Origin of the sequence: Jeotgalicoccus halotolerans, from assembly GCF_003387165.1 — a bacterium.
GTDB classification, from domain to species: domain Bacteria; phylum Bacillota; class Bacilli; order Staphylococcales; family Salinicoccaceae; genus Jeotgalicoccus; species Jeotgalicoccus halotolerans.
In genome coordinates, this window is record NZ_QUMW01000009.1 from 308,115 (window position 1) to 333,362 (window position 25,248).

Sequence of the window (25,248 nt, forward strand, 5' to 3'; positions counted from 1 at the left end):
TGTATTAATTTTGTAAATAGTATACATATTTTAAAGCTCTTTAGGGTAAAACTAATTAAATTATATTAATTAGGAGTGTTTAAATGAATTCAAATATGCCAAAAGATTCTGGTTTTGACAAGACTTTAAGTATTCTTAAAGAGGGTTACGAGTTCGTTATGAATCGTGATAAGGAGCTTGACACAAACATTTTCGAAACGCGTGTCCTCGGGGAAAAGACCATCTGTCTCACAGGCAGTGAACAGGCTGAATTGTTTTACGACAACACCCGCTTCAGACGCAGTGATGCTGCGCCCGCCAGAGTACAAAAAACGCTCTTCGGCGAAGGGGGCGTCCAGGGTCTCGACGGTGATGCGCACAAAAATCGTAAAGCGATGTTCATGTCGCTAATGGATAACAAAGCCATGGATGAGATTGAGGATCTCACAGAGAAATACTGGCACGAATTTTTTGCGGAAATCAATTGGAACGATACTGTGGAGTTATACGAAGCAGCGAAGGTAGTACTTCTGCAGGTTGCCTGCGACTGGGTCGGTGTTTCGCTGGAAGATGAAGATATTGAAACTCGCGCGGGTCAGATTTCTGATTTATACGAGTCGCCTGCAGCGCTCGGAATCCAGCACTGGAAAGGGCGTAAATCACGGTCTGAGGCTGAGGACTGGATTCAGGGGCTTATTGAAGGTGTGCGTAATGGTGAGATTGAAGCGGATAAAGACAGAGCGCTCTATCAGTTCGCTATGCACAAAGATTTAGACGGCGAGCTTTTAGATTCTCAGATTGCGACAGTGGAGCTTTTAAATCTTATCCGTCCGATTAATGCTATTAGTGTCTGGGTTGCTATGATAGGTCTTGCTCTTCATGAACATCCAGAGGCAGCAGAGAAACTGCAAGATGCCAATCAAGAGCAGCTCGAATGGTTCATACAGGAAGTCAGACGCTATTATCCTTTCTTCCCGGTCGCAGTCGCACGTGTGGCGATTGATTTCGAATGGCAGGGCTACGAGTTTAAGGAAGGGACTTTAACGCTGTTGGACTTATACGGTACCAACCGTCATCCTGATGACTGGTCAGAGCCTGAAGTATTTTCTCCGGAGCGTTTTGAAGGCTGGCAGCAGACACCGTTTAACTTTATTCCGCAGGGCGGCGGATCTTATGACTTCGGTCACCGCTGTGCAGGGGAGTTTATCACCATAGTCGTCATGCGGACAACACTCGACTTTCTGGTCAATCACTTGGAATTCGAAGTGCCGGACCAGGATTTCAGCTTTGAATACAACGATATTCCAGCTGTGCCGAATGACAAAGTGAAAATAAAACCGACGCGTTTAAAATAACTGAAATAATCAAATGAAATTGAATGGAGAAGGATGGGGGAAAATATTAACCCCCATCCTTTTATGGAATCATTTCATCTAATAATTGACCGTACATACCAATATTATTTTCAGATAAAAGATGACCGTAATTTTTAAGAATGATTCTTTCAGTTTTCCATCCCTGATCTCTGTAAAATCTTTCACCTTGTTTGCTTGCTGCCAATGCATTAAACGGGTTCTCATCATTAGAATCCCCGGTATCATTCTCTCCAATAAACCAAGTTATAGGGAAACTTCCATCAATTACATCTTCTTTTCTAAGTGAGTCAGTAATACCCTCCGCTGCAGGTGATCCTCCGCCTCCAAATAAAATTACACCGCCGCTTTTTATATCGGTGCGCTTAAGTTTTTCTATCAGCCAATATGTAGTTATTTCAGCACCCCCGGAAAAACCGCTGATCCAAACCTTTTGATGTTCAGGAAAAGTACTTATTAGTTCAATAAGGTATTCAGCGTTATCTTCTCCATTTTCCCACCATGTATCTGCTGAAGGAGTATGCGGGACAATTAATGTTAAATTCTTTTCTTCTGCAACCGCTTTGATTCCATTTTTACCGCCTAAATACTCTTTAGAATACGGGTGTTTAAATTCATATGCTCCGTCACCATGGAGCCATAATAGTATACCTTCTGAATCTGCAGCTTGCTGAATCAGGTAGTCTCCTTCTATACCATTCTCTGATACGAAATTTTTTTTATGTAATCCATTGCTATTAAGAAATAATATTATAATAGATAATAGAAGCAAAACTGTTATAACTATCACTAAAATTCCTTTAACATTTAAATGAATAATGATTTTCACCTGCTTTATTTAAAATTTAACAATGATTTCATTATCTCTTTAGTAATAGATAATGAAAAACGAAAGATAGAACCGCCCGGTTTAAAATGATTCATACAATTCTCATCAGACTTTACTTTCTATTTAAGTTATATGTGCTATTATAATGCTTATTAATGAATCAAGACAATTGGGAGATAACCATGAAAATAAGAATAATAGTCATCATCATATGTATTGCTTTAATGCTGATGATGACATCAGTCATAGACAGCTTTAATCATAATGAGACAGACATACCAGAAAAAGCGGATGTCATTATTATGCTCGGCGGCGGAGATAAGGGGCGCATGGAAAAAGCAGCCGAACTGTATCATGAAGGCTACGCGGACTATGTCATCATTACACCGGAGAGCGAGGATATCTATCCGTAGAGTACAGCATTTGCTGTGGAGCTGGGTATTCCTGAGGATGCCATTATAGAAGAGTATGAAGCAACGAGTACTTATACTAACGCAGTTGAGTCATTTAAAATCATGGATGAACACGGCTTTGACAGTGCTCTTGTTGTCACCAGCGACTATCACTTGAAGCGCTCCAAACTGATTTACGACAGAGTCAGTGACGGGCAGTACGACTTGAAATATATCGCAGCCCTTGGTGCAGGCGGTGAAAAGTGGAACGAAAGATCTTATGCAGACAGAATCTGGTTCAGTGAATTTTACAAGCTGTGGGATACCGGCTCGGTTTGTACAACTTTATAGATGTGCCGGAGGAAGAAACGGATCTGTAAATTATCAGTCAAGCAAAATCACAAAGATTCATATATGAATAAGAGAAGCCAGCCCGAGCCGGGCTGGCTTATTTTTAAAGTTATTTTACTGCTTGTTTTCAATATTATAATTAATGACTTCTTTTGCAATCATAGCGAGCAGACTTATCATAATCCCCACACCAACGAGTAAATACATCATTGTGAATATTTTTCCTGTGCTGGTAGAAGGGCTGACTCCAGTTTCTACACCTGTCGGGATAAGACTGACTACTCCGAAGTAAACTGCATCAAGCACATGCCATCCCTCTACCTGAGTATAAAATAATGTGCCGGACAGCAGTATTAAAAATAATGTAAGCAGCAGGGACTGAAAAACTGGCCTTGCCATGGCTTTCCCGAGGGCTTTAAGTAAACGGGCAGCAGTTAAGAAAAATGAAATCATAGTTTTACTTCCTTTTAAGAAAATGTAATGAATTGTTAAATAATATTATATCATCAGCATATGCTGAAACAAAAGATTTGGAAAAAGAAAATCTTTAAATTTATACGGATAAACGGTGAACTCGGTATAAAAAATGGACATTAAGTTAAGAGGAAATGGGGAATTTATTATGCCAAGAAGAACCTATGATAAACGATTTAAGATTCAAGCCGTTAAGTTAGTTATGGACGGCGAGTTTTCAGTTAAAGAAGTATCAGAACAATTAGAAGTCATCATAATATTTTAGCAGCTACACCTGGGTTCGGTGTTTTATATGCAACTTCCTATTTTTAATCATATTATGTGGCATTTTGCGCTGATTTAGACGATAACTTGTACTATAATTAAGAAGCTTCAATTTTTCAGGTCCTGAGGGGAAAACAGGACAGATGCTAAGCGTGTCAAAATCTCACAGTATTTATGAGAATTTGGACACTGTAATTATTTAAACAAAGTTCAGGAGGCTTATAATGAGTCGAATCAATGTTTTATTTATAGGATTCATGCTTTTTTCTTTATTTTTTGGCGCTGGCAACCTTATTTTCCCGCCTCTGTTAGGCTGGGAATCCGGGGACAATTTCGGGCCTGCGATTACAGGTTTTCTCATCACAGGTGTTCTTTTACCGTTTCTGGCCGTCATGGCTGTAGCACTCGAAGATAACGGTTTAATCTCCATGGGGAGCCGCGTGCACCATATTTTTGGTATCGGCTTTGCTATCATTATTTACCTTTCTATTGGTGCTTTTTATGGAATTCCAAGAGCCTCCAGCGTGGCTTATGAATTAGGTTTCCAGCAAATTTTTAAAATTGATGGCAGATGGGGCGTTTTGTATTTTCACTGATATTTTTCACTATTACATATTTGATCAGTTTAAATCCAAAAAAAATTGTGAATCGCATCGGGCAATATCTGACGCCCCTTTTACTGCTTGTTTTAGCTGTGCTTGTCATCCAATCTTTTATGACATTTGAGAACGTTTCCTCACCAGCTGCTGGAAAGTACGCGACTGCGCCTCTGGTTGCCGGAATCCTGGAAGGATATTTCACGATGGATGCGGTCGCAGCCCTGGCGTTCGGAATTGTCATTATCAATGCGCTGAAAGATAAAGGCGCAGCATCCAAAAAGGAGCTCGTCAAGGGGACGCTTGTCTCTGCTCTTGTAGCCGGTACAGGTCTCGTTGCAGTTTATTTTTCTTTAGGCTGGATTGGCCGTGTGATCCCGGGAGAGACCAGCTTTAAAAACGGCGCTGAAATCTTAACCTCTGCCTCAGGTATCTTATTTGTTACCAGCGGCAATATTTTGTTTGGTCTTATCGTCATGCTCGCATGTCTCACCACATGCGTCGGACTCATCAATGCCTGCTCAAGTTTTTTTAACCAAATATATCCAAGGCTGTCTTATTCCTACTATGTTACTATTTTTGTCATCATCGGATTACTGGTATCCAACTTAGGCTTAAATATGATTTTGCATGTGGCAGTGCCTTTATTGAGTTTCATCTATCCTATCGCCATTATTCTGATTATTCTCAGTTTATTAGAGCATATTACCGGAAAGAGCAAAACAATGTTCCAGCTTGCGGTAGCTGTGACAGCTTTCTATGCACTGTACGAAGCACTGGTCAGCAGCGGATTAGAACTGGAATTCCTCACCGGCCTATTGGATATCGCTCCCTTCTTTGAACAGGGACTCGGCTGGGTGCTTCCCGGCTTTCTTGCAGCTATGATCGGTTACGGAATAGATATAATTAAGAATAAGACCATTGATGAATCCCGGCAGAATCAGTAATTATAAAATCAGTTTGATTACAGTCAGCGCTTTACCTTTAAGCAGATAAAAAATGAGCCTGGTAATGACCAGACTCATCATCAGTCCAATATTAATTCGACGTCGGACTGGAAGCGTATTTCGCATATTTGGAATCTAAGGTATTCGCAAGTATGGCCGTTTCAAAGCCGAAGGCGCGCATGACTAAAAGATGGACTTTCGCCTGGGTCAGCGTATAGACAAACCACGGGAGGGTCGGTTCATATTCATGAATCGCGACCAGCACTTCGTTCGTATCAAGAATTCTTCTGAACTCCAGGCGCGCCCGTCCGTCTTTTCTTTCCTGAGAAAATCTGCCGCCTTTAATATAGTAGAGAATCCGGTCTTCATACGATCGTTCTTCCGAGCGTTCCAGTATCAGAATCGGATTGTTAAAGAAGGGCAGGGTAATGGATGTTTCAGCATCCTGGACCTGTGTGGTAATAAACTTGCCGCCGATCCTCGACAGCCAGTTGACGTAATAGTCCGCTGTGTCATCGATGGACCACTGTTTAGGAATCCGGATACGCTGGACAGATTTCACATCATTTTTTTCAAGATCTTTTCTACTCACAAACTCCGGAGCAGACGGGGTATTCTGATCCATTTCTCCGTCGAGCGCCATACGGACACTCTCCTTAAAGGTCGTCCGCGTATTAGAAATCCCTTCGACATAATTCTTTTTGCTCATGACCATATTATGCGTCAGACTTTCAAGTAACGGATAGACCATTTCTTTTGGTTTCTGGGCAATCAGCCGTACCCATAACTTCGACAGAAAGATGGGAATAATCGGCAAATCCATCATCGGCAGTTTTTTGCCGACTTCTTCTGCGGTTTCCTGAAACAGCTCTTTATAAGTTTTCTCTTCAGGTCCGCCGATATCGATGGACTCATTTTCTTCCGGCTGACGTTTTACCACTTTGGATAAGCCTGTTATCACATCTTTTAAAGCAACCGGATGCGTGCGGTTATATGCCCAGGCCGGCAATACTAAAGCCGGCAGCCGTTTAACAAGATTATAGAGAATCGGGAAGGACGAGCCTTTTGGTCCGACAATGAGACCCGCTCTTAAAGTGGATACCGGAATCCCGTAGGAACCGAGAATTTTTTCGCACTCGAGCCGGCTGGATAGGTGTTCTGACAACTTATCGTCATCCGGAATAATACCGCTTAAGTAGATAATCCGCTTCACACCTTTTCGTTTCGCTGCCCATGCAAAATTATCTGCGAGGATGGCGTCCATATCTTTAAACTTCGCCTGGGAGAGTTTGGAAGACGGCTGCATGGAGTGGACTAAATATATTGCGATATCAATATCTTCCATTACATTTTCTATATCGATCTGAGAATATAAATCCGCTTCCTTCCAGGTTACATTCTGCTCATCTTCTTTATTTTTTGTATTTCTGGATATGGCCACAACTTCGTAGTCTTCTTTTAAGCTTTGCAGTAAATTTCCGCCGATGTAGCCCGACGCACCAGTTAACAGTATTTTCATATACTCACTCCTTAAACTTAAATATTTAATACTTATACCCGTATTTTTACAGAACAGTCTTTTTTCCGGAAGACACCGGCGAAGACGCAGCACTTAAATTTGTTATTGAAAACTATGGAGAGGGTTTCTAAATATTTAAATATTTTTCTGCCATTAAGCTTAAATTATAGTAATATTATGACAATTAGTATTATAACGTAAAGGGGAACTGACATGACACTTGAAAAGATGGATGATTTTATTCTAAAGCACCGTGACGACTACCTGAATCAGCTTTTTAACCTGCTTAAAATTAAGAGTATCAGCACTGATGAGGATGAGATTCGGCATTGCGTTAATGTGTTGAAGAGTGAAATGGAAATCCTCGGCCTCGATACCGAGCTGATCGAAACCGGCGGCAATCCCGTTGTCTACGGCGAGCTTCTAAACGATAAAAACCGCTTCACCTTGCTGATCTATGGCCACTATGATGTCCAGGCTGTGGAACCGCTTGAGCTGTGGGATTCAAATCCTTTCAAACCTGAAATTAGGGACGGCAGAATATATGCACGAGGTGCCGGGGATAATAAAGGCCAGCTGATGGCTCAGTTGCTCGGACTGAAGACTTATCAGGCGCTCTACGGCGAGCTTCCCATTAACGTGAAGTTTATCTTCGAAGGGGAGGAAGAACTGGGCAGTGTGCATCTGGCGGAGTTTGTGGAGAATCACAAGGAACTGCTTGAAGCGGATTTAGTCTATACGTCGGATGGTTCATCTCACAACAGCGGTAATCCATTAATTCTGCTCGGTGTCAGAGGGGTGCTGACGCTTGAAATGACGGCGAAAGGGGCGGATTTTGATAACCATTCCGGCAATACGGGCAATATCGTGCCGAATCCTGCGTGGAAACTGATGCGGCTGTTGAACACGATGCGGGATGATGACGGGAATGTGCTGGTAGACGGTTTTTACGATAATATTCGAAAGCCGGGCGGCAAGGAAATGGAACTCCTGAAGCGGCTGCCTTATGACCAGCAGGATATCGCAGAGAAAATCGGTTATGAGGATCTGGATATGGACGGGGCGTCGTATTACCATAAGCTGACCATGGAACCGACCTTTAATATTGCGGGCATAGAGAGCGGTTATACAGGTAAGCATGCGAAAACAATTATCCCGTCGACGTCGACGGTCAATATGGATATTAGACTGGTGGCGGACCAGGACCCGGAGTATATATTTGAGAAAATTGAAGAACATGTGAAGAAAGTGAGCCCGGACGTGGATGTTAAATATAAAGGCGCCATGCGCCCGTCGAGAACACCGGCAGAACTGGGAATTGTTCAATTAGTGACGGATGCGGTTGCTCATGCCTACGGGAAAGAACCCTTAGTCCAGCACAACCATTCACCCAACGAGAATTTAAAAGTGGAAAACTTTTTGAATGGTATTAAGTGTACGTGTAATTTAGTGAGGACACTCGGGGAGAGATATAGTAAAAACTTTTAGGATATCTGTCAAATTGGAGAAATTCGCAGTCTTGCAGCAGCTGTATTACTAAATGCAAGTATAATCTGCAGTAACGATTTTGAATTAGAGAAGTTATTGAAGACTCAGAGGTTCTCATATCTGAAGACGAAGCAAAAGAAAATGTATTGATTACACAAGACATTCTTGAAGACTTCTGCTGCTGGAAAGAGCCTCCTGGCTGTTAATGTCTTGTCATTTTACTTTTTACTATGATATAATTCAATTAACAAAAAGGAAGTCCATTGCAACACCGAACCCCCAATCTATGCCAGTAGATTGGGGGTTTTTTGGTGTGGTTTTTCGCCTATCATTCATTACGTTTGTCCAACCAGCAGACAAAGATCGCAACCAGGCACCCGGTGATTACAGGTGCTAAAATTTCTACAAAAAGAAAGTCCATTTTCTCCACCTCCTCCCGGTCAATATTTCGCCCGGGATAGATAGGCGATATACTAATTATACCGAAAATAGAACGTTTGTTCGATTGTTTTTAGAAAATCAAAATTAAAACCCGTATTTTTTGGCACTCTTATGCTAATATAGAACATATGTTCTGTATAGGGGTGGTATTTATGTATGACTATAATCTGTGTCCGCAGTACGATATTCTGTGCATTGATTTGAAAAGTTTCTTTGCGAGTGTGTCATGCAGACTAAAGGGGCTGGATCCAGAAACGACCAAGCTCGCCGTTGTCGGGGATACCAAGAGCATGGGGTCTGTTGTGCTGGCGGCAACGCCTGAATTAAAGAAGCTCGGTATTAAAACAGGATCCAGGCTGTTTGAGATTCCGGCACGCAGCGATATTTTTATCATCAATCCTTCCATGAAAATCTATTTGGATTACTCTATGAGAATTACGGAAATTGCCCTCAAATACGTTGCACCTGAAGATTTTCACCAGTATTCCATCGATGAGTTCTTCATGGACGTCACACACAGCTATCACTTGTTTGCCGCTTCACCGAGAGAGCTTGCCAGGAAGATAAAAACCGAAATATATGAAGAGACCTTAATCGAATGTGCCGTCGGAATCGGTGATAATTTGCTGTTAAGCAAGGTGGCTCTGGATATTGAAGCGAAGCACATGCCCGACGGGATTGCCGAATGGCGCTACGAGAATGTCGTGGAAAAAATGTGGCATATCAAGCCTTTAAGTAAATTCTGGGGCATTAATAAGAAGAGCGAAAAGAAGCTGAATCAAAGGGGGATTTTTAATATCGGAGATCTTGCTAACTATCCGCACGCGTACCTGAAGCGGGATTTTGGCATTATCGGTGTCGACTGGCATCTGCACGCTAACGGCATCGACTTCAGCAAAATCAGCGAAAAACATAAAGTCCATTCGCCGTCGATCGCAAAAAGCCAGATTCTCATGCGCGATTACAAGTTCAGCGAAACGTATGTTGTTTTGTTTGAACATGTGGATGAAGTGACGCACCGTATGCGGCTCATGCACCAGCTGGCGAAAACAATCCAGTTTTCCGTCGGCACGAAAGACGGGCATATTTACCGCAAGCAGTTTACGATTAAAGAAGGCACCAACAGTGAAGATGTGATTATGAAAAGACTCTGGCAGGAGCTGAAGAAAATCGCAGATCCGTATGCGCTCTACCGGACGATCAGCGTCACACTGACGAACTTTATCCCGGACAGCCAGAAACAGGTCTCACTCTTTCAGGACGTCGATAAAATGCTGAAAGAAGAAGCGCTGATGAAGACCATCGATGCACTGAAAGTGAAATACGGCCAGCTGAGCGTTATGCGGGCCATCAGCTGTACCGAAGCCTCTACACTCAAACTCCGGGAAGGTTTAATCGCCGGCCATAAAAGGTAGATTATGGATAAGGAGTGATATGATGCGGATACTGATGCTTATTTTATCAATACTGAACTTAATCTACTTGATTACGGCGATCGCAGCGAATGAAACGGGCAATATTTACCTGTCACCGATGGGCCTGCCGTATTATATAGCCATTGGTCTTGCGATATTAAGTGTGGTCATCCTCTTAATCACGCAAACCGGCGAAGGCAGAGCGAAGAAACTGAGTTTGTCAGCGATCCTGGTTAACGTTGCAGGGATATTTTTAGTCAGCATATTGTTTATGTAGGAATAGATGAAGCGTCCGGTGAGTAGCCGGGCGCTTTTTTAGTATGGTTAAGATAATTAAAAATGAGCGATATCAATTGAATGACTTTAGTGAATGTTTACTTGCTTAAACTTTGCAGTGATTTAATGCTTTCTGTGGCAGTATGGGTGGTTCAGGTTAAGATATGATATTATTAAAAAGATGCTTTAGCAGCATAATTCATTACACCCATGACAATTCAAAATTAAGGAAGCGAGTGGTTATTTGTTTGATGGAAATGAGAGAATCATCTTATCAGTTATTGTTTTTGTGTACTTCATATTATTGATTTTGCTGGCTCTGTATATCAACCGAAAGACGAAAACATATGAGGATTATAATGTTGCCGGCAGAACTGTTTCATTCTTCCCTTTAATCCTGACATTCATCGGTACCGGGGTCGGGGGATCGACCTTGCTCGGCTACATGGAGAATGGTTACAGCCTCGGCATGGGCCAGCAGTGGATACATATTACTATGTTTACGTGCGTTATCATTTTTGCATTGTTTGTCCTCAATCGTGTCCGAAGTCTTGGAGAGACTTATAAGATGGTCACAATCGGTGACTATACTGCAATGCGTTATGGTGAGAAGGCGCGCATACCGACAGTCATCAGTATACTATTTTCATATTGTGCGATGACCGGTATGCAGTTTGTCGCCATCGCGACGATATTGAACGTGACTCTCGGCCTGGATGTTACGATTGGAATGATCATCGGCTGGATACTGCTCACGCTTAAAACTTATTTCGGCGGCCTGAAGACCGTCATCTGGCAGGATACTTTCCATGGAATTATTCTTGTGCTCGGTATCGTCCTGCTGTTTGCATCAGTATTGATAGCTGCAGGAGGCTGGGGTTCGATTGCGGACCGGGCCGCATCTGCCGGTGAAGGCGATATGCTCAGCGTGATGAATATTACACCGGGTGAGATAATGATTTATCTTCTCACGCTTGCAGTCTTCCAATTTGTCAGGCAGGATCTCTGGCAGCGGGTCTGGGCAGCCGACAGTATAAAAATAGCAGGCAGCGGATATATTATTTCCATGATCGTCGCGGTAACGATCGGTGCGGCTGCTGTCGCCATCGGTGTACTCAGCCGCTACGGCCTCGAGCTTGGAAATATTGATCCAGTTCTCGTCTATTACGGCGTCGTTGATGAAGTCTTTCCTTTTCCGCTGGTCGTCTTTATGATTGTCGTGCTGCTCGCAGCCGTCATATCCAGTGCGGACTCTTTCCTTCTGGCAGGGTCGTCTTCGCTCGTCAATGATATCATCAGACCGAACTTTTCACATCACGGTGATAAAATGATGCTGTTATGGAGCAGGTTGTCGGTATTGATTATATCCGTTATTGCACTTGTGCTGGCACTCACCATTCCTGGACTCGTCAATCTGATGGTGACCGGTACGGCGATGACAGTCTCAGGTTTGTTTGCACCGGTAATCTTTGGCATGTTCTGGAAAAAGGTGACGAAGGCCGCTGGTCTTGCTTCCATGTGGAGCGGACTGATTATCGCCGTCCTCTGGCAGATTGCAGGACATCCTTTCGGTTTACATCCCATCTTCATTGGGCTGCCGGTGTCTGTGATTATACTGCTTGCAGTGACATTCATCACAAATGGTAAAGAAACAGTTAAAGCATAAAAATTAAATGCAATCAAAATGGCAATATCATTAACTTAAGAATATTGATAGACAAAGGGTTCAGTGTTTGAGATCATCATCTCTAGCACTGAACCCTATTTTTAATCACCTGTGTCTGTCCTTTCTGTGATTTTTAGACGGTTATTTACTATCCTTACGTTTATTTCGCCAGTAACGGTAAGAAATCCAAATGGCTGCGAGCGTCGTAATCCAGGCTGTAACCAGGATGATGCCGTTAAAGAGAGACTGATGGGCTGCGAAGGCGCCAAGGGAGACAAGTGAAACCTGCCCCGGGATGGAAGCAATCAAGGTTGCTGACAAAAAGACGTACTGGCTGATACCTAAAGCACCTGCGCCGTAATTGACTGGCCAATAGGGCAGTCCCGGAATCAGTCGTGCCGTACACATGGCTAAGAAACCTGCATTATTCAAATATTTTTCAACCGTCGGTCCATGTCTGCCAAGGAGTTTGAATGTCAGGTTTTTACCTGTGAGTCTCGCTAACCAGTAGCCAATCCAAGAACCGAGTAATATACCGGTAAAAGAAAATAAGCTGCCGGCTATAACACCATATAGAGAACCTGCGACTAAGGCTGGGATAGTGATAGGGATCGGGGTAATAGCAATCAGGGCTGTAATGCCGATAAAAACCAGCCAGCCAGCCCAGCCGTATCCCTGAATTATCTCTTTTAAAACTGCAGGCTTTGGAATATGTACATTAAAACTTAACCATATCAATATGCCTATGAATACTACTAAAGTTAATAGGGAAATGATTGAACGGAGAGAAAAATCATCGGTATAATCTTTTTCTGAATTCATTATGTTTCCTCTTTCCTCGAATTTTTATCGGATGATATATCTCTTTACTTTAACTAAGGTCTCAAGAAAAGGGAATAGATATTTAAAAATTTTAAAATTACAGGAGGAGTCTGGTCTATGCGTATTTATACTGTCGGTCATTTTGATTATTCACTCGATAAATTTCAGGAAATGCTGCAAACAGCAGATGTGACATTCGTGATGGATGTGCGGGCATTTCCTGACAGTAAAAGCCATCCGCAATATAATCAAGAATCATTTCAGACGTGGCTAGAAGATAGTGATGTAAAATATTTTCATAATAAGCTGCTCGGCGGACGACGAAAACGGTCAGGCACTGTAGGAGAAAATTTGAATGAAGGCTGGAAAAATCAATCATTTCATAACTACGCAGACTACACGCTGACAGACGACTTTAAACAAGGCATCAAGGTGCTGATGGAAGATGCGAAAGAAAATACAGTCGCTATTTTATGTGCTGAACGTCATCCATCCAGATGCCACCGTTTAATCGTTAGTAACTGGTTAACTGCCCATGATGTGGATGTTAATCATATAATAGTGAATAATAAAGGTGAAATAGAAATAATCCCGCATCAGCTGGGACAATGGGGTGCCATGCCAATTATAGAAGATGATGGGGAAGTCGTTTATCCTAAGAAAACAACGAATAAGTAAATTTAAAAGAATTGTATATTGATAATGCAAGACCTGCCTAAGTCACAGGACGGGTTTTTATATATGGGACTCATTTGAAGAAGATATGACTAAAACCGGGGATTCGAAGCCGTTTATATCAATTGCTCACATAAATGTATAGTATATATTATAAGTAATAGACCAAACTTAATCTGAGAGAGGAAGAAGCTACTTGAAAAGAATCAGTGTGTTACTTATGATTCTGTTTGTCAGTGCCTGCGGTGATGAACAGGCTGAACAAAGTGAAGCGGACAGTCAGGAAGAAACAGCGTCAACCGAAAAACAATCCAATGATGAGTTGACGGAATTAGAAAAAGAAAATGAAGAGCTGCGGAAAGAACTGGCAGAGAAAGAAAAAGAAGAAGCCGAAGAAAATACGGCTAGTGAAGCGGATAAGGCAGAAGACTCAGAAGGTGAAGCGGCATCGCAGAATGACAATAAGAAAACTGCAGCTGTTGAAGAAGAAACAGCTGAACTCGCTGTACAAGAGTTCACTATGGAAGAACAGCAGGAAATGACCCAGCACTTCTATGACTGGGCGATAGAACGCGCCGAAATTGGAAATATGGCAGTAACCAATATGTACTTCAGTCATGGAGCAGCAGGACACGGGGATTGGTATGCTATGACGCCTGATGGTGAAGTACAAACTCAAAATCAGGATAACCCCGGCTTCGATCATTTTGATATACATGCTGTCGGCGGCGTGGCATTTTATCAGCCTGCAAGCGGAGACTTTGGAGAAGATGCGGACGCACCATTCCCGGGTACAGCTGAAGGCTACTCCAGATTAGCGCTGCCGGATACAAATATCCACAAGTATATGCTGGCCGACAACGGTGTGGTTTATGAACTGATTGGTAAAAAAGAAAATATGAGTTTTTCATCAGGATTCGGTGAGTACGATGATGAAGGTACATATGGAGAATACCCACCAAGAGTAGAATTTGAGATATCTGGAGACCAGGATGCGCAGCAGGAGTGGAAAAGAATACTGGGGATGTATCAGAGATAGTTTTTTGGAAGGGAACATTTAATATCCGCATCTTAATTGAGCGAAAATTTAGTAAATACAACATAAAAAGTATATAATATTATATATAAACAAACTAATTGGAGGCTATATATCATGACATTAGACAGAGTTGCAGTAATTACAGGTTCAGCTCAAGGTTTAGGTAAAGGTATTGCAGAAAAATTAGGCGAAAACGGCTTTAAAGTTGTCTTAAGTGATATTAATGAAGAAGTGCTTAATGAGACTTTAGAAGAACTTAAAGGTAAAAACTACGAAGTGACAGCAAAAGTCGCGGATGTTTCAAAACAGGATGATCACACTGCCCTGGTTAAACATGCAGTAGATACGTTTGGTAAATTAGATGTTTATATAAATAACGCTGGTGTTGAAGGCGCAGTTGAGCAGATAGAGAATATTACTGAAAAAGATATTGATTTTGTTTTAGATGTTAACGTTAAAGGTGTCCTATTTGGAATTCAGGCAGCAGCCAAGCAGCTGAAAGAGCAGGGCCACGGCGGAACGATTATCAATGCATCAAGTATTGCCGGGCACGAAGGTTTCGACTTCCTGTCAACTTACAGTGCATCTAAATTCGCAGTGCGCGGCTTAACTCAAGTTGCGTCGAAAGAATTTGCCAAAGATGATATTACCGTTAATGCATATTGCCCTGGTATTGCTGCAACTGGAATGTGGGAACGTTTAGATGAGAAATTTATGGATGTTATTGGTACTAAGAAAGGCGAAGCATTAGAACAATACGCTTCTTCTATTTCTTTAGGACGCACTCAGGAACCAAAAGATGTGGCGAACTTAGTAGCATTCCTTGCTTCTGAAGATGCAGGATATATTACTGGTCAGGCTATCTTAACTGATGGCGGTATTGTCTATAGATAATCTTCAAATTTTTAATCTGTAAAAGCGAAGCACCCCTAATCAGATATCTCTGATTAGGGGTGCTCTTTGATATTTGAGGTATAGCAATGAAAATAGTCAGGTTAACACTACTGGGGAAATGCTGAGCCGAATTGCTCAAGTTTTCATTAAACATGGTAATAATATTTTGTGATGATAATTATCAATTTAAACTTATATTTCTTTGAACTCTTACATAATATATTAATAATGTTACAATAATCTATTGTAGGATACATTTGGAAATGCGATTTTTATGAAAAGATACGGGTATAAATAATAGGAGGATAAAGAAATGGCAAAAGAGTTAGATAAAGTAGATGTTGTAACGATTGGAGCTGGCTGGACAGGCGGAATTGTTGCTGCAGAAACTGCGAAAGAAGGATTGAAAGTTAAAAGTTTAGAGCGTGGACCTTACCGGGATACCACTGATTATCAGCATGTGCATGATGAATTAAAGTATGCCCAGCGCTATGAACTGATGCAGGACACTTCAGTCGAAACTTTAACTTTTAGAAATTCGAGAGACGAACGTGCACTGCCTGTTCGTCGTTTAGGTTCATTTTTACCTGGCAGTGGACGCGGGGGCGCCGGGACGCACTGGAATGGTCAAACTGACCGTTACATGCCGTATGACTTTGAAATTAAGACGATGACAGAAGAAAAATACGGAAAAGATAAACTTGGAGAAGATTCTGGACTTCGTTATCGCGACTGGGGCATCACCTTTGATGAGATGGAAAAATACTATGATAAATTCGAAAAAACTGCCGGAGTCAGCGGTGAAGAAAACCCGCTCGGTGAGGAACGCTCCAGCCCATATCCCAACCCGCCTATGCTGAAAACAAAATCTTTAAGATTGTTTGAAAAAGCAGCCAAAGAGTTGGATTTACATCCTATTATGATGCCGTCTGCCAATATGTCACAGAGTTATGAAAACCCCGACGGTGAAGTATTAAATCAATGTCAATACTGCGCTTTCTGTGAACGTTTTGCATGTGAGTATGACGCTAAAGCGACTCCTGACGTGACAGTATTAAAAACAGCAGAAAAAACTGGGAACTATGAAATACGTTATAATTCAAACGTTACTGAAATTGTTACTGATAAAGATGATGATAAAAAAGTAACTGGTGTGAAGTTCATAGACACTATGACGCGTGAAGAATTTTTCCAGCCAGCAGATGTTGTTGTACTAACAAGCTTCTTATTTAATAACTATAAGCTGCTCAGAGTTTCAGATATTGGAGAACAATATAATCCTGAAACAGAAAAAGGGACACTCGGAAGTAATTACTGTTACCAGACTGGTTTAGGTGCAACCGGTTTCTTTGATGAACAGTTTAATACATTTATGGGTGCAGGTGCACTGGGTATGATTCTGGATGATTTTAACGGCGATAACTTTGATCATGATGATCTTGATTTTATTCACGGCGGATCAATCCACTTTACTCAAACAGGTGCCCGTCCTATTTTATCGAACACAGTTCGTAAAGATACGCCTGAGTGGGGAGAAGAATTCAAAGAAGAATCAATTAAAAACTTTACAAGAACATTAGAAGTATATTCTATGGCACATACAGGACCGCATAAAGATCATTACCTGGACCTGGATGAAACATACAAGGATGCATTTGGAAATCCGCAGGTCATGCTCACTTACAATTGGACAGAAGAAGACAATGCAAGAAATAAATATCTGACAGGGAAATGTAAGGATATTATGGAGAAGATGGGTGCAAAACATATAGATGTATCAAATGATGATATCGGTGCATATGATATTGTGCCTTATCAATCAACAAATATTTCAGGTGGTACTCCAATGGGTACAGAACCTGAGAACAGCGTAGTTAACACTTGGCTGCAGCATTGGGATCGTGACAACTTGTTTGTTGCAGGATCCAGTACGTTTGTACACAACTCAGGAAACAACCCGACAGGGACAGTCGGCGCGATAGCGTATCGTTGTGCTGAAGGAATAATTAAATATCATAAAGACAACCAGAGATTAGAAAACTAAGACAGACAAAAACACACGCAAATTTTGCGTGTGTTTTTTTTATCTTTTCAAGTTAATAACTTAATTAGAAAGCAGGAAATCATCGGGTCGTCTTTTTGTAATGATTTCAAGAGAAAACTCCGCCTAAAGTGTCTGCTTTAGGCGGAGTTTATTAAGAAAAGGTCTTTCTTTTTACTGTTCGCTGAAGAAAGTGTGAAGTGCAGTGAGTTCTTCATCTTTAATTTGATCTTCGCTGAAAGCAGGCATCTGTCCTTGACCGTTTCGTACGATTTCGCTGAACTCATCTTCGCTGAGACTCATACCCGCAAGCGCTGGACCCATACCGCCTGAGAAGTCTTGACCATGACATGAAGCACAGTTATCACGAGCGATACCTTCAGCATCGACATCACCGCTTGAAGCGCTGCTGTCTTCTTCTGTTGCAGGCTCTTCAGAAGCCTCTTCCTCGCCACTCCCGCAAGCACCCAGAAGAAGCACCATAGAAAGACCGCCGGCCATTAGAAATTTCTTCAAATTCATAAACTGACCCCCTCAAAATTTTAAATACTGATACACCTTTAATATATCACAATTTTAAGCATTACCGAAGAATATTTGCAATCGTTTTCATTAACTTTGGATTTATTCGACCGGATCATGAATGTCATTCTTAAAATCTTTAATATGTATAGAAATAAAAACCGCTGTCAGCTATTCTGACAGCGGTTTTTCTATTCCAGTTCGTAATGGGTTATAACGTAATCAATAATTTCGGTTAGCTGTTTGACCCGGGATGCATGTACATGTTTGGAAATAGTCGACACCGATCGCTTTGTCAGCTTTGCGATTTCCTTCTGAGTAATACCTGTTAAATAATACTGCATGACTTCCTGCTGCAGCGGGGTTACCGTCCTGAAAATATCAGTTGCATACATTAATGCAATTTCGATACCCTTCGGCATATCCGGGCATGAAAAATCCTGGACTTTTGATTTTTTTATCGTTTGCAGTGACTCTCTGACTGCTTTTATAGAAGGATGATCCCAGCGGTCAGGATAGTATTCAGGGTAAGAGTCGTCGACAGTATGGAAACTGCACTTTAATGGAAAGTCTGAAGCAGGCCATAATGATTTTGCATAAAATGCTAAAAGAATAGAGTAATGCGGCTGTGACGATAAGATAAACAGCTCTTCGCCTATGTGATATTTCATATATAATTTATTATCAAACGTATTCAAATCCTGCAGTTTTCGTTCAATGCGGGAGAGATGGTTGTATATCTCAGGTGGTGCCTTAGTACTGTTGGACACATCCAGAATCAGCATGGAAATTATGAAAACCAGCTCCTTTAATGTAATAACTACATTGTATAATAATTCGTCTTAAAAGGCGAACTGGATATACTAATTCGCTTATATGGGCGAATTTTATCGGTAGAAAGATTGGAGGACATGTTAACTGTTGACTCTAAAATTAATAAAAAAATCGTTGAAAACTTAGCATTAGAAGGTATGAAAGTTTCTGATAAACAAATGTTAGCTTACGTTTTTAATATTTTTATAACTAAATCTACAAGAAAACAAAATTTAAAGTACAACGGTCATTCCCCGTTGTACTCCAAGCGGCCAATTTGACTCACGCATCGGAATTATATCGTAATATATAAAGAAGTTAGTTTGATTCATGCGGCTTCCGTCTATGTAATTAGATGAAACACACACTGAAATCTGTTATTATATTAGAGATTGAGAATTGATGAACGGGAGTGCCATTATGCAATTTACAGAGTTAACACTGGAAGAATTCAATGACTACACGGCTAAACATTTCAGTCATTTCACCCAGACAGAGCAAAACTACACACAAAAAACAGATAGCGGGATTGAAACGTATTTAGTCGGCGTGAAAGATGCTGACGTTGTGAAGGCGGCCTGCCTCGTAACGCTGACACCTGTGATGAAAGTATTTAAATATGCATATACGAATAGAGGACCGGTTCTCGACTACAGTGACGAAGCTGTATTCAAGGCGTTCTTTGATGGATTGACGAAATTTTTGAAACCGAAGAAAGTCATGTACCTGCGTGTTGACCCGTATGAAGTGATTAATAAACGCAATCACGAGGGCGAAGTTATTGAGAGTATGGAGAACGATTATATCTTCGATCAATTTAAAGCACTCGGCTACGACCACGACGGTTTTCAAAATGGTTTTGACCCGATTGTCCAGGTGCGCTGGCATTCAGTGCTGGATCTTGCAGGGAAAGATAAAAAGACAGTATTCGATGAAATGGACACGCTCCGTAAGCGTAATATTAAGAAGGCGGAGAAAAACGGGCTTCATATTAAGTATCTAGATATCGATAATATCGAGATTTTCAGTAAGTTTATGAAGGATACGTCTGAAATGAAGTCGTTTTATGACAGAGGTCAAAGTTTCTATGTTGAAAGAAAACGTTACTTTAAAGATCAAGTCATGATTCCGATGGTGTATGTGGACTTAGAGGATTATAACGCATCTATTGCGCAGGATAAGAAGAAGATGGAAAAGAGTATCAAAAAAGCGGAACGTGCGTTAGAGCGTGACCCGGATAACGAGAAGAACCAGAATAAAATTAAAAACTTGAGTGAGCAGCTTGAGAACATCGATGCGAAGCTGACTGAAGGCGAAGCCTTACTGAAAACTCACGGCAAGGAACTCCCATTGTCGAGTGCGTACTTTATAGTGACACCGCATGAAGTGACTTATCTGTCAGGGGGAACGGACAATGACTTCCGCCACTTTGCAGGCAGCTACTTAATTCAGTGGACAATGATTCAGTATGCCTTGGACCAGGGCATAGACCAGTACAACTTCTACGGAATCAGCGGAGACTTTACTGAGAATGCTGAGGACTACGGTGTAATTCAGTTTAAGAAAGGGTTCAATGCTGTAGTGAATGAGTATATCGGGGACTTTATCAAACCGATTAATGCGCCGGCTTACAAGGCGTATAAGACGTTAAACAGACTTCGTAATAAATAAGAGAGAGTGAATCGCATGAAGTTTTTAGAATTGACTGATGAAGAATATGCGGCGTTTATAGAGGAAGGCCATGAGGCGGCTTTCTTCCAGATGCTTGAAAATAAAACCAACCGTGAAATGAACGGCGAGACTGTTAAACTGCTCGGTGCTAAGGATGATGCAGGTAAAGTAGTTGCTGCTTGTCTGTTTACCCTGCAGCCGACAGTTATGGGCAAATATTTCTATTACTCGAATAGAGGGCCGGTACTCGATTACCATAATTTAGAGCTGGTACGTTTCTATTTTGAAGGGTTAACGGAATATCTTAAGAAGAACAACTGTTCATACGTTAAAGTCGATCCGAACTGGATTTACAAGAAGTATGATAAAGATGTAGTAGAAAAAGAAGAATACCCAGCTCAGGATGCGTTAATTGAGCTCCTGGAGTCTCTCGGCTACGCTCATGAAGGATTTACACGTGGTTATTCTAAAACGTCACAGGCACGCTGGATGAGCGTTTTAGATATGACTCCGTTTGAAGATGAGAAGGCGCTCGTTAAGTCATTCGACTCACAGCGTAAGCGAAACATGAAAAAAGTAGAGAAGTACGGTGTCGGGTTTAGGTTCCTTGAAGTTGATGAGATTGATAAGTTCGTTAAATTATACGCTGATACTTCAGAGCGTCAGGGCTTCTTTACTCACCCTGATCCTAAGGGATATTTCTCACGTTTTAAGAAGTCGTACGGCGATAAGGTCTTAATCCCTTATACGTATATTGAACTTGATAAGTATGTGGCGAATCTGACGAAGGAGTTAGATGATGTTAGTGCGCGCCTGGAGACGATGCAGGCGAAAGAGAATAAGAATGATAAGACTTTAAACAAGATAAAAGAAATGGAAAAACAAGTGACGAATCTTACGGGTGATCTTGAAGAGGCGAAAGTCATTCATGAGAAAGAAGGCAACGTGCTGGATCTTGCTGCCGGCATTTACTTCGAAACACCGTATGAGCTTGTCTATAACTCAGGGGCGAGTACTTCTGAGTATCCGCAGTTTGTCGGACCGTATAAAATGCACCTTGAGATGATGAAGTATTGTATCGAGCATAATATTTCACGCTACAACTTCTACGGCGTGAGTGGTGACTTCTCAGAGGACGGGGAAGACTACGGTGTTTACAGATTTAAACGCGGATTCAATGCAGAGATTGAAGAGCTCGTTGGCGACTTTGTTAAAGTAATTGCGCCGATGCAGCATAACGTTTATAAGGTAAAAGCGAAACTTGGACTGAATAAGTAAAGCATAGAAAGGTTTGATCCAGCGATGGAAGTAAAACCAATAACAGAAGAAGCATTTAGATTATTTGTAAAAACATATAACGGGCATATGCACTATTTCCATGATGAGATGTTTTACGATTATATATCACGTGTGAATGAAACACATCTGCTCGGGCTATATGATGGTGAAGAATTGGCAGGAGTGTCATTACTCAGTGCGACTTCAGTGCTGAAGAAGTTCAGACTGTTTACGTCACATACGGGACCATTGATTAATGACTTTTCGAATGAGCGTTTGAAGTTCTTCCTGGAAGAGATCGATACGTACGTGAAGAAGAACGGTGCTTTGCAGATGATTCATTCTCCGTATACTATTTACCAGATGCGTGACCATGATGGTAATGTGGTTGAGTCGGATGAGCGTAATAACCAGGAAATTGTTTCTATATATGAGAATCTCGGTTATAACCATCACGGCTTTACGACAGAGCTTATTACTGAAGAGCTGTTACGCTATCAGGCAGTCATTGATGTTGATAAGCCGCTGGATGATATTTTGAAGCAGATGGATGTAACGACACGTTACAATACACGTCAGACAGAAACGATGCCGCTTGAGTTAAAGCTGCTGGATGAAGATGAGTACGATAAGTTTATCGATATATATAAAGAGACAGAAGAACGCATCGGTTTTGATCCGGTACCGGCAGAGAAAATTAGAAATCTGCTGAATACGCTGAAAGACCGGATGTTTTTAGTGCTGACACATGTGAATGTGGATAAGTATCTGGAGCAGCTGCAGGAAGAACGTGAAGCGGAACTGGCTAATATCGCGGAGATTGAAGAGAAAACCGCGAACGGTACGGCGACGAAACGCGAGAAGAAACGTGTGAACGAACATAAAGAACAGCTTCTGAGCAAAGATAAGCGGATTCGGAAAATGGAAGAATTCAAAGCGGAATTCGGGACGGAACTCGATTTGTCAGCAGGCATGTACTATTACAACAACCACGAGATGGTTTATCTGTTCAGCGGCAGCTATCCGGAACTGTCATTTTTTAAAGGTACGAACTTTGCGACTTGGGAAATGATTAAGAAAGCGAAGGAATTAGGCGTAAAGCGGTTCAACTTCTTTGGCCTGACAGGCGACTTTACCGATCAGGCGCAGGACTACGGCGTTTATCGTTTTAAACGCGGCTTTACACCGTATATCGAAGAACTGCCGGGCACCTTTGATAAGGTATTTAACAAACCCGTGTATACGATAGCGAAAAAACTAGGGAAGATATAAAAGAATCCGCCGCGCATGGGACTGGCTGCAGAAATATATGAATTTATTAAACTGCTGTTGAGTATTGTGTTTAATAATTATGTGATCTGGTATTTGGTATTGCCGGGAATAATAGCAGCAGCGATTATTAAACTTAAAAAACAAGAAAACACGCCGTATTTTAAATCGATTCTTAAATTTTTGCTTATTTATTATGCGGCGAGAACCATAGTTGTGATATTCTTTTATTAAAATAGGAGCGCAGGCAGCACTTTCGAAGTGCTGCCTGCGTTTTTGTTGGATTTGTATGCTCGCGCGCCATTGTGGAAATGACAATGGCACAGTAAGACGTCCAGCGCGCCATTGTGGAAGTGACAATGACCGGGCAGCTCGTTTATCCCGTCACTGTGGAAGTGACGATGACTGGACAGCTCGTTTATCTCGTCACTGTGGAAGTGACAATGACCGAGCAGCTCGTTTATCTCGTCATTGTGCTGTTTATTTTTAAAGGAAATCCACGAAGATTCCTTCCGGAACTTCGATTTCGCTGTCTAAACGAGAGATTGTGCCATCTTCATTAATTTTAAACAGCACAAGGTTGTGGGATTTCTCATGGGCGCATACTAAGTACCCGCCGTCCGGTGTAATATTGAAGTCTCGCGGCCAGTTGCCGTCGGATGATTCAATTTGCAGACGATCCAGTGACTGACCGCCATCTTTAATTTCAAATACTGCAATACTGTTATGGCCGCGGTTAGTCACGTAAATATATTTACCGTTCGGATGCTTGCGGATGGTTGCTGCCTGAGAATGTTCAGTGAAATTTTCCGGCAGAGTGGAGTAAGCAGCAACCGGCGTGAACTTACCATTAACATATTCTGCTGCAATTACTTCGTTGGATAACTCCGTGACGATATATGCATAATCTCCGGCATCGCTGAACACCAGATGACGCGGGCCGCTGCCAGGCGCGACTTTAGACTCCGCTACTTTAACGAGACGTCCTTCTTCTATTTTAAATGTAATGATTTTATCTGCACCTAAATCGACAGCAGCGAAATATTTGCCATCCGGCGTTTCCGTAACGAAATGCGAATGGGCATGATCCTGTCGCTCGTGCGGACCGCTACCTTCAACCTGATAAACATCCAGACGTTCAGTGACTGCGCCGCGGTCGTCCATTTTATATAAACGCACCTTGCCTGTGCTGTAAACGGCATCGAGCATATACTTGCCGTCAGAAGACGGACTTAAGTAGCAGCCGTTTTCAGCTTCCGGCAGACATTCTTCGATGAGTTTAAGCTCGCCATTTTCAATCTCAAACGTCACAATACCTGCTGTATCGCCGTCCTGCTTTAAGGAATATAATTTATCATTCTGTAAATTTAAATATAAGGGGCCTTGAAATTCTTTAATTAAGTCGCCGCCGCTCAATTGACCAGCTTCAGTATCTAAATTAAAACGATAAATACCCTTACTTTTTTCCTGGGTATAAGTGCCTATATATCCAATCATTTAATCTCCTCCTGATTTTAAGCGATTAAATTGTTACGTTACTGTATACCCTGAATATGAAATTTAAAAAGGGGAATAGTGAAACTGATTAAAAAGGGCGTACTGGATGAGGAATGGGTGTAAAAACATGGATTATGAAAAAATATTAACCATGAAGCTTTGGATAACCTTTTGAAAGTGCAGTTTAGCTGTGCAATAGGAGAATATCTAACTATCAATTTGTTTCATTTTACAACAGTAAAACCAGATGGTATAATGTACTTACAAGTAAAGTGCTGAGCATGAAACACCGAAACCCCAATCTATTCCAGTAGATTGGGGTTTTTTAATGGTGTATTGGCGGCTGTCCGGCTATTCATCATCATTGTTCAGCCAATAAGTGAACAGTGAGACAATCACACCGACAAGTAACGGCGCAAACAGTAATTCCAGTAAAGTGCTTTGCATGATAACACCTCCTTCCATGCTACCGGCACGGAAGTGAATTGGACAGCCTTTCTAATTTTACCATAAATCATACCTCTTACATATGTAATAATAGGGCGGATATTAAAGAAGAATATAATTAATTATAATATTCTGACAATTAAAGTCGATAAAATCCGAATCCAATTGTAGTTCTCATAAGATGTGAATTTAATGAATTATGGAGAAAAACTGTCAAAATTGATGCATATACGTATCATCAGGAAGAAATCCAGCCATCATTAGAAATCA

At 41.5% G+C, this 25,248-nt stretch carries 25 protein-coding genes and 1 pseudogene; 17 read left to right on the forward strand and 9 right to left on the reverse strand.

What is annotated here, in order from left to right:
* The first annotated feature begins 83 nt into the window (after nucleotides 1–83).
* Nucleotides 84–1,334, forward strand: coding sequence for a cytochrome P450 (locus DFR63_RS02775; RefSeq protein ID WP_115884216.1), 1,251 nt, complete (start codon nucleotides 84–86; stop codon nucleotides 1,332–1,334).
* 61 nt (nucleotides 1,335–1,395) lie between these two features.
* Here DFR63_RS02775 and DFR63_RS02780 read toward each other — a convergent pair whose 3' ends face one another.
* On the reverse strand, nucleotides 1,396–2,181 hold the full coding sequence (locus tag DFR63_RS02780; RefSeq protein WP_245954108.1) for a hypothetical protein: 786 nt from the start codon (nucleotides 2,179–2,181) through the stop codon (nucleotides 1,396–1,398).
* Between the two features lie 182 nt (nucleotides 2,182–2,363).
* Here DFR63_RS02780 and DFR63_RS11900 point away from each other — a divergent pair, with 182 nt between their 5' ends.
* Both DFR63_RS11900 and DFR63_RS11905 read left to right on the forward strand, forming a co-directional pair.
* Complete coding sequence (locus tag DFR63_RS11900) at nucleotides 2,364–2,594, forward strand: hypothetical protein (RefSeq protein WP_245954109.1); 231 nt, start codon at nucleotides 2,364–2,366, stop codon at nucleotides 2,592–2,594.
* Between the two features lie 15 nt (nucleotides 2,595–2,609).
* Complete coding sequence (locus DFR63_RS11905; RefSeq protein WP_245954110.1) at nucleotides 2,610–2,924, forward strand: YdcF family protein; 315 nt, start codon at nucleotides 2,610–2,612, stop codon at nucleotides 2,922–2,924.
* A 114-nt stretch (nucleotides 2,925–3,038) separates the two neighbouring features.
* On the opposite strand, the gene DFR63_RS02790 is transcribed toward DFR63_RS11905, so the two are convergent.
* Nucleotides 3,039–3,377 (reverse strand): ion channel, encoded by a 339-nt coding sequence (locus tag DFR63_RS02790; RefSeq protein WP_115884217.1) that lies wholly within the window; start codon nucleotides 3,375–3,377, stop codon nucleotides 3,039–3,041.
* A 133-nt stretch (nucleotides 3,378–3,510) separates the two neighbouring features.
* On the opposite strand from DFR63_RS02790, the pseudogene DFR63_RS02795 reads away from it, so the two are divergent.
* The 3 genes and pseudogenes from DFR63_RS02795 to brnQ all read left to right on the forward strand — a co-directional run.
* A pseudogene (locus tag DFR63_RS02795) lies at nucleotides 3,511–3,648 on the forward strand (transposase); the annotation flags it as partial.
* Between the two features lie 238 nt (nucleotides 3,649–3,886).
* Nucleotides 3,887–4,258, forward strand: coding sequence for a branched-chain amino acid transport system II carrier protein (locus DFR63_RS11975; RefSeq protein WP_115884219.1), 372 nt, complete (start codon nucleotides 3,887–3,889; stop codon nucleotides 4,256–4,258).
* On the forward strand, nucleotides 4,234–5,205 hold the full coding sequence (gene brnQ, locus DFR63_RS02805; RefSeq protein WP_115884220.1) for a branched-chain amino acid transport system II carrier protein: 972 nt from the start codon (nucleotides 4,234–4,236) through the stop codon (nucleotides 5,203–5,205). Before DFR63_RS11975 ends, brnQ begins: the two co-directional genes overlap by 25 nt.
* A gap of 91 nt (nucleotides 5,206–5,296) precedes the next feature.
* Here brnQ and DFR63_RS02810 read toward each other — a convergent pair whose 3' ends face one another.
* A complete protein-coding gene (locus DFR63_RS02810) occupies nucleotides 5,297–6,724 on the reverse strand; it encodes an NAD-dependent epimerase/dehydratase family protein (protein WP_115884221.1) in 1,428 nt (475 codons plus the stop codon).
* A 213-nt stretch (nucleotides 6,725–6,937) separates the two neighbouring features.
* On the opposite strand from DFR63_RS02810, the gene DFR63_RS02815 reads away from it, so the two are divergent.
* Nucleotides 6,938–8,212: a M20/M25/M40 family metallo-hydrolase gene (locus tag DFR63_RS02815; protein WP_115884222.1), complete on the forward strand. Its 1,275-nt coding sequence runs from the start codon at nucleotides 6,938–6,940 to the stop codon at nucleotides 8,210–8,212.
* 328 nt (nucleotides 8,213–8,540) lie between these two features.
* Here DFR63_RS02815 and DFR63_RS11980 read toward each other — a convergent pair whose 3' ends face one another.
* Entirely contained in the window at nucleotides 8,541–8,633 is a 93-nt protein-coding gene (locus DFR63_RS11980) for a type I toxin-antitoxin system Fst family toxin (RefSeq protein WP_115884223.1), read from the reverse strand.
* Between the two features lie 172 nt (nucleotides 8,634–8,805).
* Between DFR63_RS11980 and DFR63_RS02825 the strand changes: the two genes are divergently transcribed.
* The 3 genes from DFR63_RS02825 (at nucleotide 8,806) to DFR63_RS02835 (ending at nucleotide 12,010) form a co-directional block, all read left to right on the forward strand.
* Nucleotides 8,806–10,068, forward strand: a complete 1,263-nt coding sequence (locus tag DFR63_RS02825; protein ID WP_115884224.1) for a Y-family DNA polymerase — start codon at nucleotides 8,806–8,808, stop codon at nucleotides 10,066–10,068.
* Nucleotides 10,069–10,090: 22 nt separating this feature from the next.
* On the forward strand, nucleotides 10,091–10,345 hold the full coding sequence (locus tag DFR63_RS02830) for a hypothetical protein (RefSeq protein ID WP_115884225.1): 255 nt from the start codon (nucleotides 10,091–10,093) through the stop codon (nucleotides 10,343–10,345).
* 243 nt (nucleotides 10,346–10,588) lie between these two features.
* Nucleotides 10,589–12,010: a sodium:solute symporter family protein gene (locus DFR63_RS02835; protein ID WP_115884226.1), complete on the forward strand. Its 1,422-nt coding sequence runs from the start codon at nucleotides 10,589–10,591 to the stop codon at nucleotides 12,008–12,010.
* 141 nt (nucleotides 12,011–12,151) lie between these two features.
* On the opposite strand, the gene DFR63_RS02840 is transcribed toward DFR63_RS02835, so the two are convergent.
* Entirely contained in the window at nucleotides 12,152–12,832 is a 681-nt protein-coding gene (locus DFR63_RS02840) for a TVP38/TMEM64 family protein (protein WP_115884227.1), read from the reverse strand.
* A gap of 117 nt (nucleotides 12,833–12,949) precedes the next feature.
* On the opposite strand from DFR63_RS02840, the gene DFR63_RS02845 reads away from it, so the two are divergent.
* The 4 genes from DFR63_RS02845 (at nucleotide 12,950) to DFR63_RS02860 (ending at nucleotide 17,484) form a co-directional block, all read left to right on the forward strand.
* Entirely contained in the window at nucleotides 12,950–13,510 is a 561-nt protein-coding gene (locus tag DFR63_RS02845) for a DUF488 domain-containing protein (RefSeq protein ID WP_115884228.1), read from the forward strand.
* Between the two features lie 193 nt (nucleotides 13,511–13,703).
* Nucleotides 13,704–14,546: a hypothetical protein gene (locus DFR63_RS02850; protein WP_115884229.1), complete on the forward strand. Its 843-nt coding sequence runs from the start codon at nucleotides 13,704–13,706 to the stop codon at nucleotides 14,544–14,546.
* Between the two features lie 114 nt (nucleotides 14,547–14,660).
* On the forward strand, nucleotides 14,661–15,440 hold the full coding sequence (locus tag DFR63_RS02855) for an acetoin reductase (protein ID WP_026859791.1): 780 nt from the start codon (nucleotides 14,661–14,663) through the stop codon (nucleotides 15,438–15,440).
* A gap of 313 nt (nucleotides 15,441–15,753) precedes the next feature.
* Nucleotides 15,754–17,484 (forward strand): GMC family oxidoreductase, encoded by a 1,731-nt coding sequence (locus tag DFR63_RS02860; RefSeq protein ID WP_115884230.1) that lies wholly within the window; start codon nucleotides 15,754–15,756, stop codon nucleotides 17,482–17,484.
* A 171-nt stretch (nucleotides 17,485–17,655) separates the two neighbouring features.
* Here the strand turns inward: DFR63_RS02860 and DFR63_RS02865 are convergent, their stop codons facing one another.
* Nucleotides 17,656–18,003: a c-type cytochrome gene (locus tag DFR63_RS02865; RefSeq protein WP_115884231.1), complete on the reverse strand. Its 348-nt coding sequence runs from the start codon at nucleotides 18,001–18,003 to the stop codon at nucleotides 17,656–17,658.
* A 191-nt stretch (nucleotides 18,004–18,194) separates the two neighbouring features.
* Nucleotides 18,195–18,674 (reverse strand): helix-turn-helix transcriptional regulator, encoded by a 480-nt coding sequence (locus DFR63_RS02870; RefSeq protein WP_147302194.1) that lies wholly within the window; start codon nucleotides 18,672–18,674, stop codon nucleotides 18,195–18,197.
* 562 nt (nucleotides 18,675–19,236) lie between these two features.
* Here DFR63_RS02870 and DFR63_RS02880 point away from each other — a divergent pair.
* From DFR63_RS02880 to DFR63_RS02890, 3 genes are read left to right on the forward strand one after another with little or no spacing between them, the layout of a single operon-like run.
* The gene (locus DFR63_RS02880) at nucleotides 19,237–20,487 is read left to right on the forward strand and encodes an aminoacyltransferase (RefSeq protein WP_115884234.1); all 1,251 of its coding nucleotides are present in this window, start codon (nucleotides 19,237–19,239) and stop codon (nucleotides 20,485–20,487) included.
* Nucleotides 20,488–20,502: 15 nt separating this feature from the next.
* Nucleotides 20,503–21,765 (forward strand): aminoacyltransferase, encoded by a 1,263-nt coding sequence (locus DFR63_RS02885; RefSeq protein ID WP_115884235.1) that lies wholly within the window; start codon nucleotides 20,503–20,505, stop codon nucleotides 21,763–21,765.
* Between the two features lie 24 nt (nucleotides 21,766–21,789).
* A complete protein-coding gene (locus DFR63_RS02890; RefSeq protein WP_115884236.1) occupies nucleotides 21,790–23,037 on the forward strand; it encodes a peptidoglycan bridge formation glycyltransferase FemA/FemB family protein in 1,248 nt (415 codons plus the stop codon).
* A gap of 483 nt (nucleotides 23,038–23,520) precedes the next feature.
* Here DFR63_RS02890 and DFR63_RS02900 read toward each other — a convergent pair whose 3' ends face one another.
* Both DFR63_RS02900 and DFR63_RS02905 read right to left on the reverse strand, forming a co-directional pair.
* Entirely contained in the window at nucleotides 23,521–24,531 is a 1,011-nt protein-coding gene (locus DFR63_RS02900) for a lactonase family protein (protein WP_115884238.1), read from the reverse strand.
* Nucleotides 24,532–24,882: 351 nt separating this feature from the next.
* On the reverse strand, nucleotides 24,883–24,978 hold the full coding sequence (locus DFR63_RS02905; RefSeq protein ID WP_115884239.1) for a type I toxin-antitoxin system Fst family toxin: 96 nt from the start codon (nucleotides 24,976–24,978) through the stop codon (nucleotides 24,883–24,885).
* Between the last annotated feature and the right edge of the window lie 270 nt (nucleotides 24,979–25,248).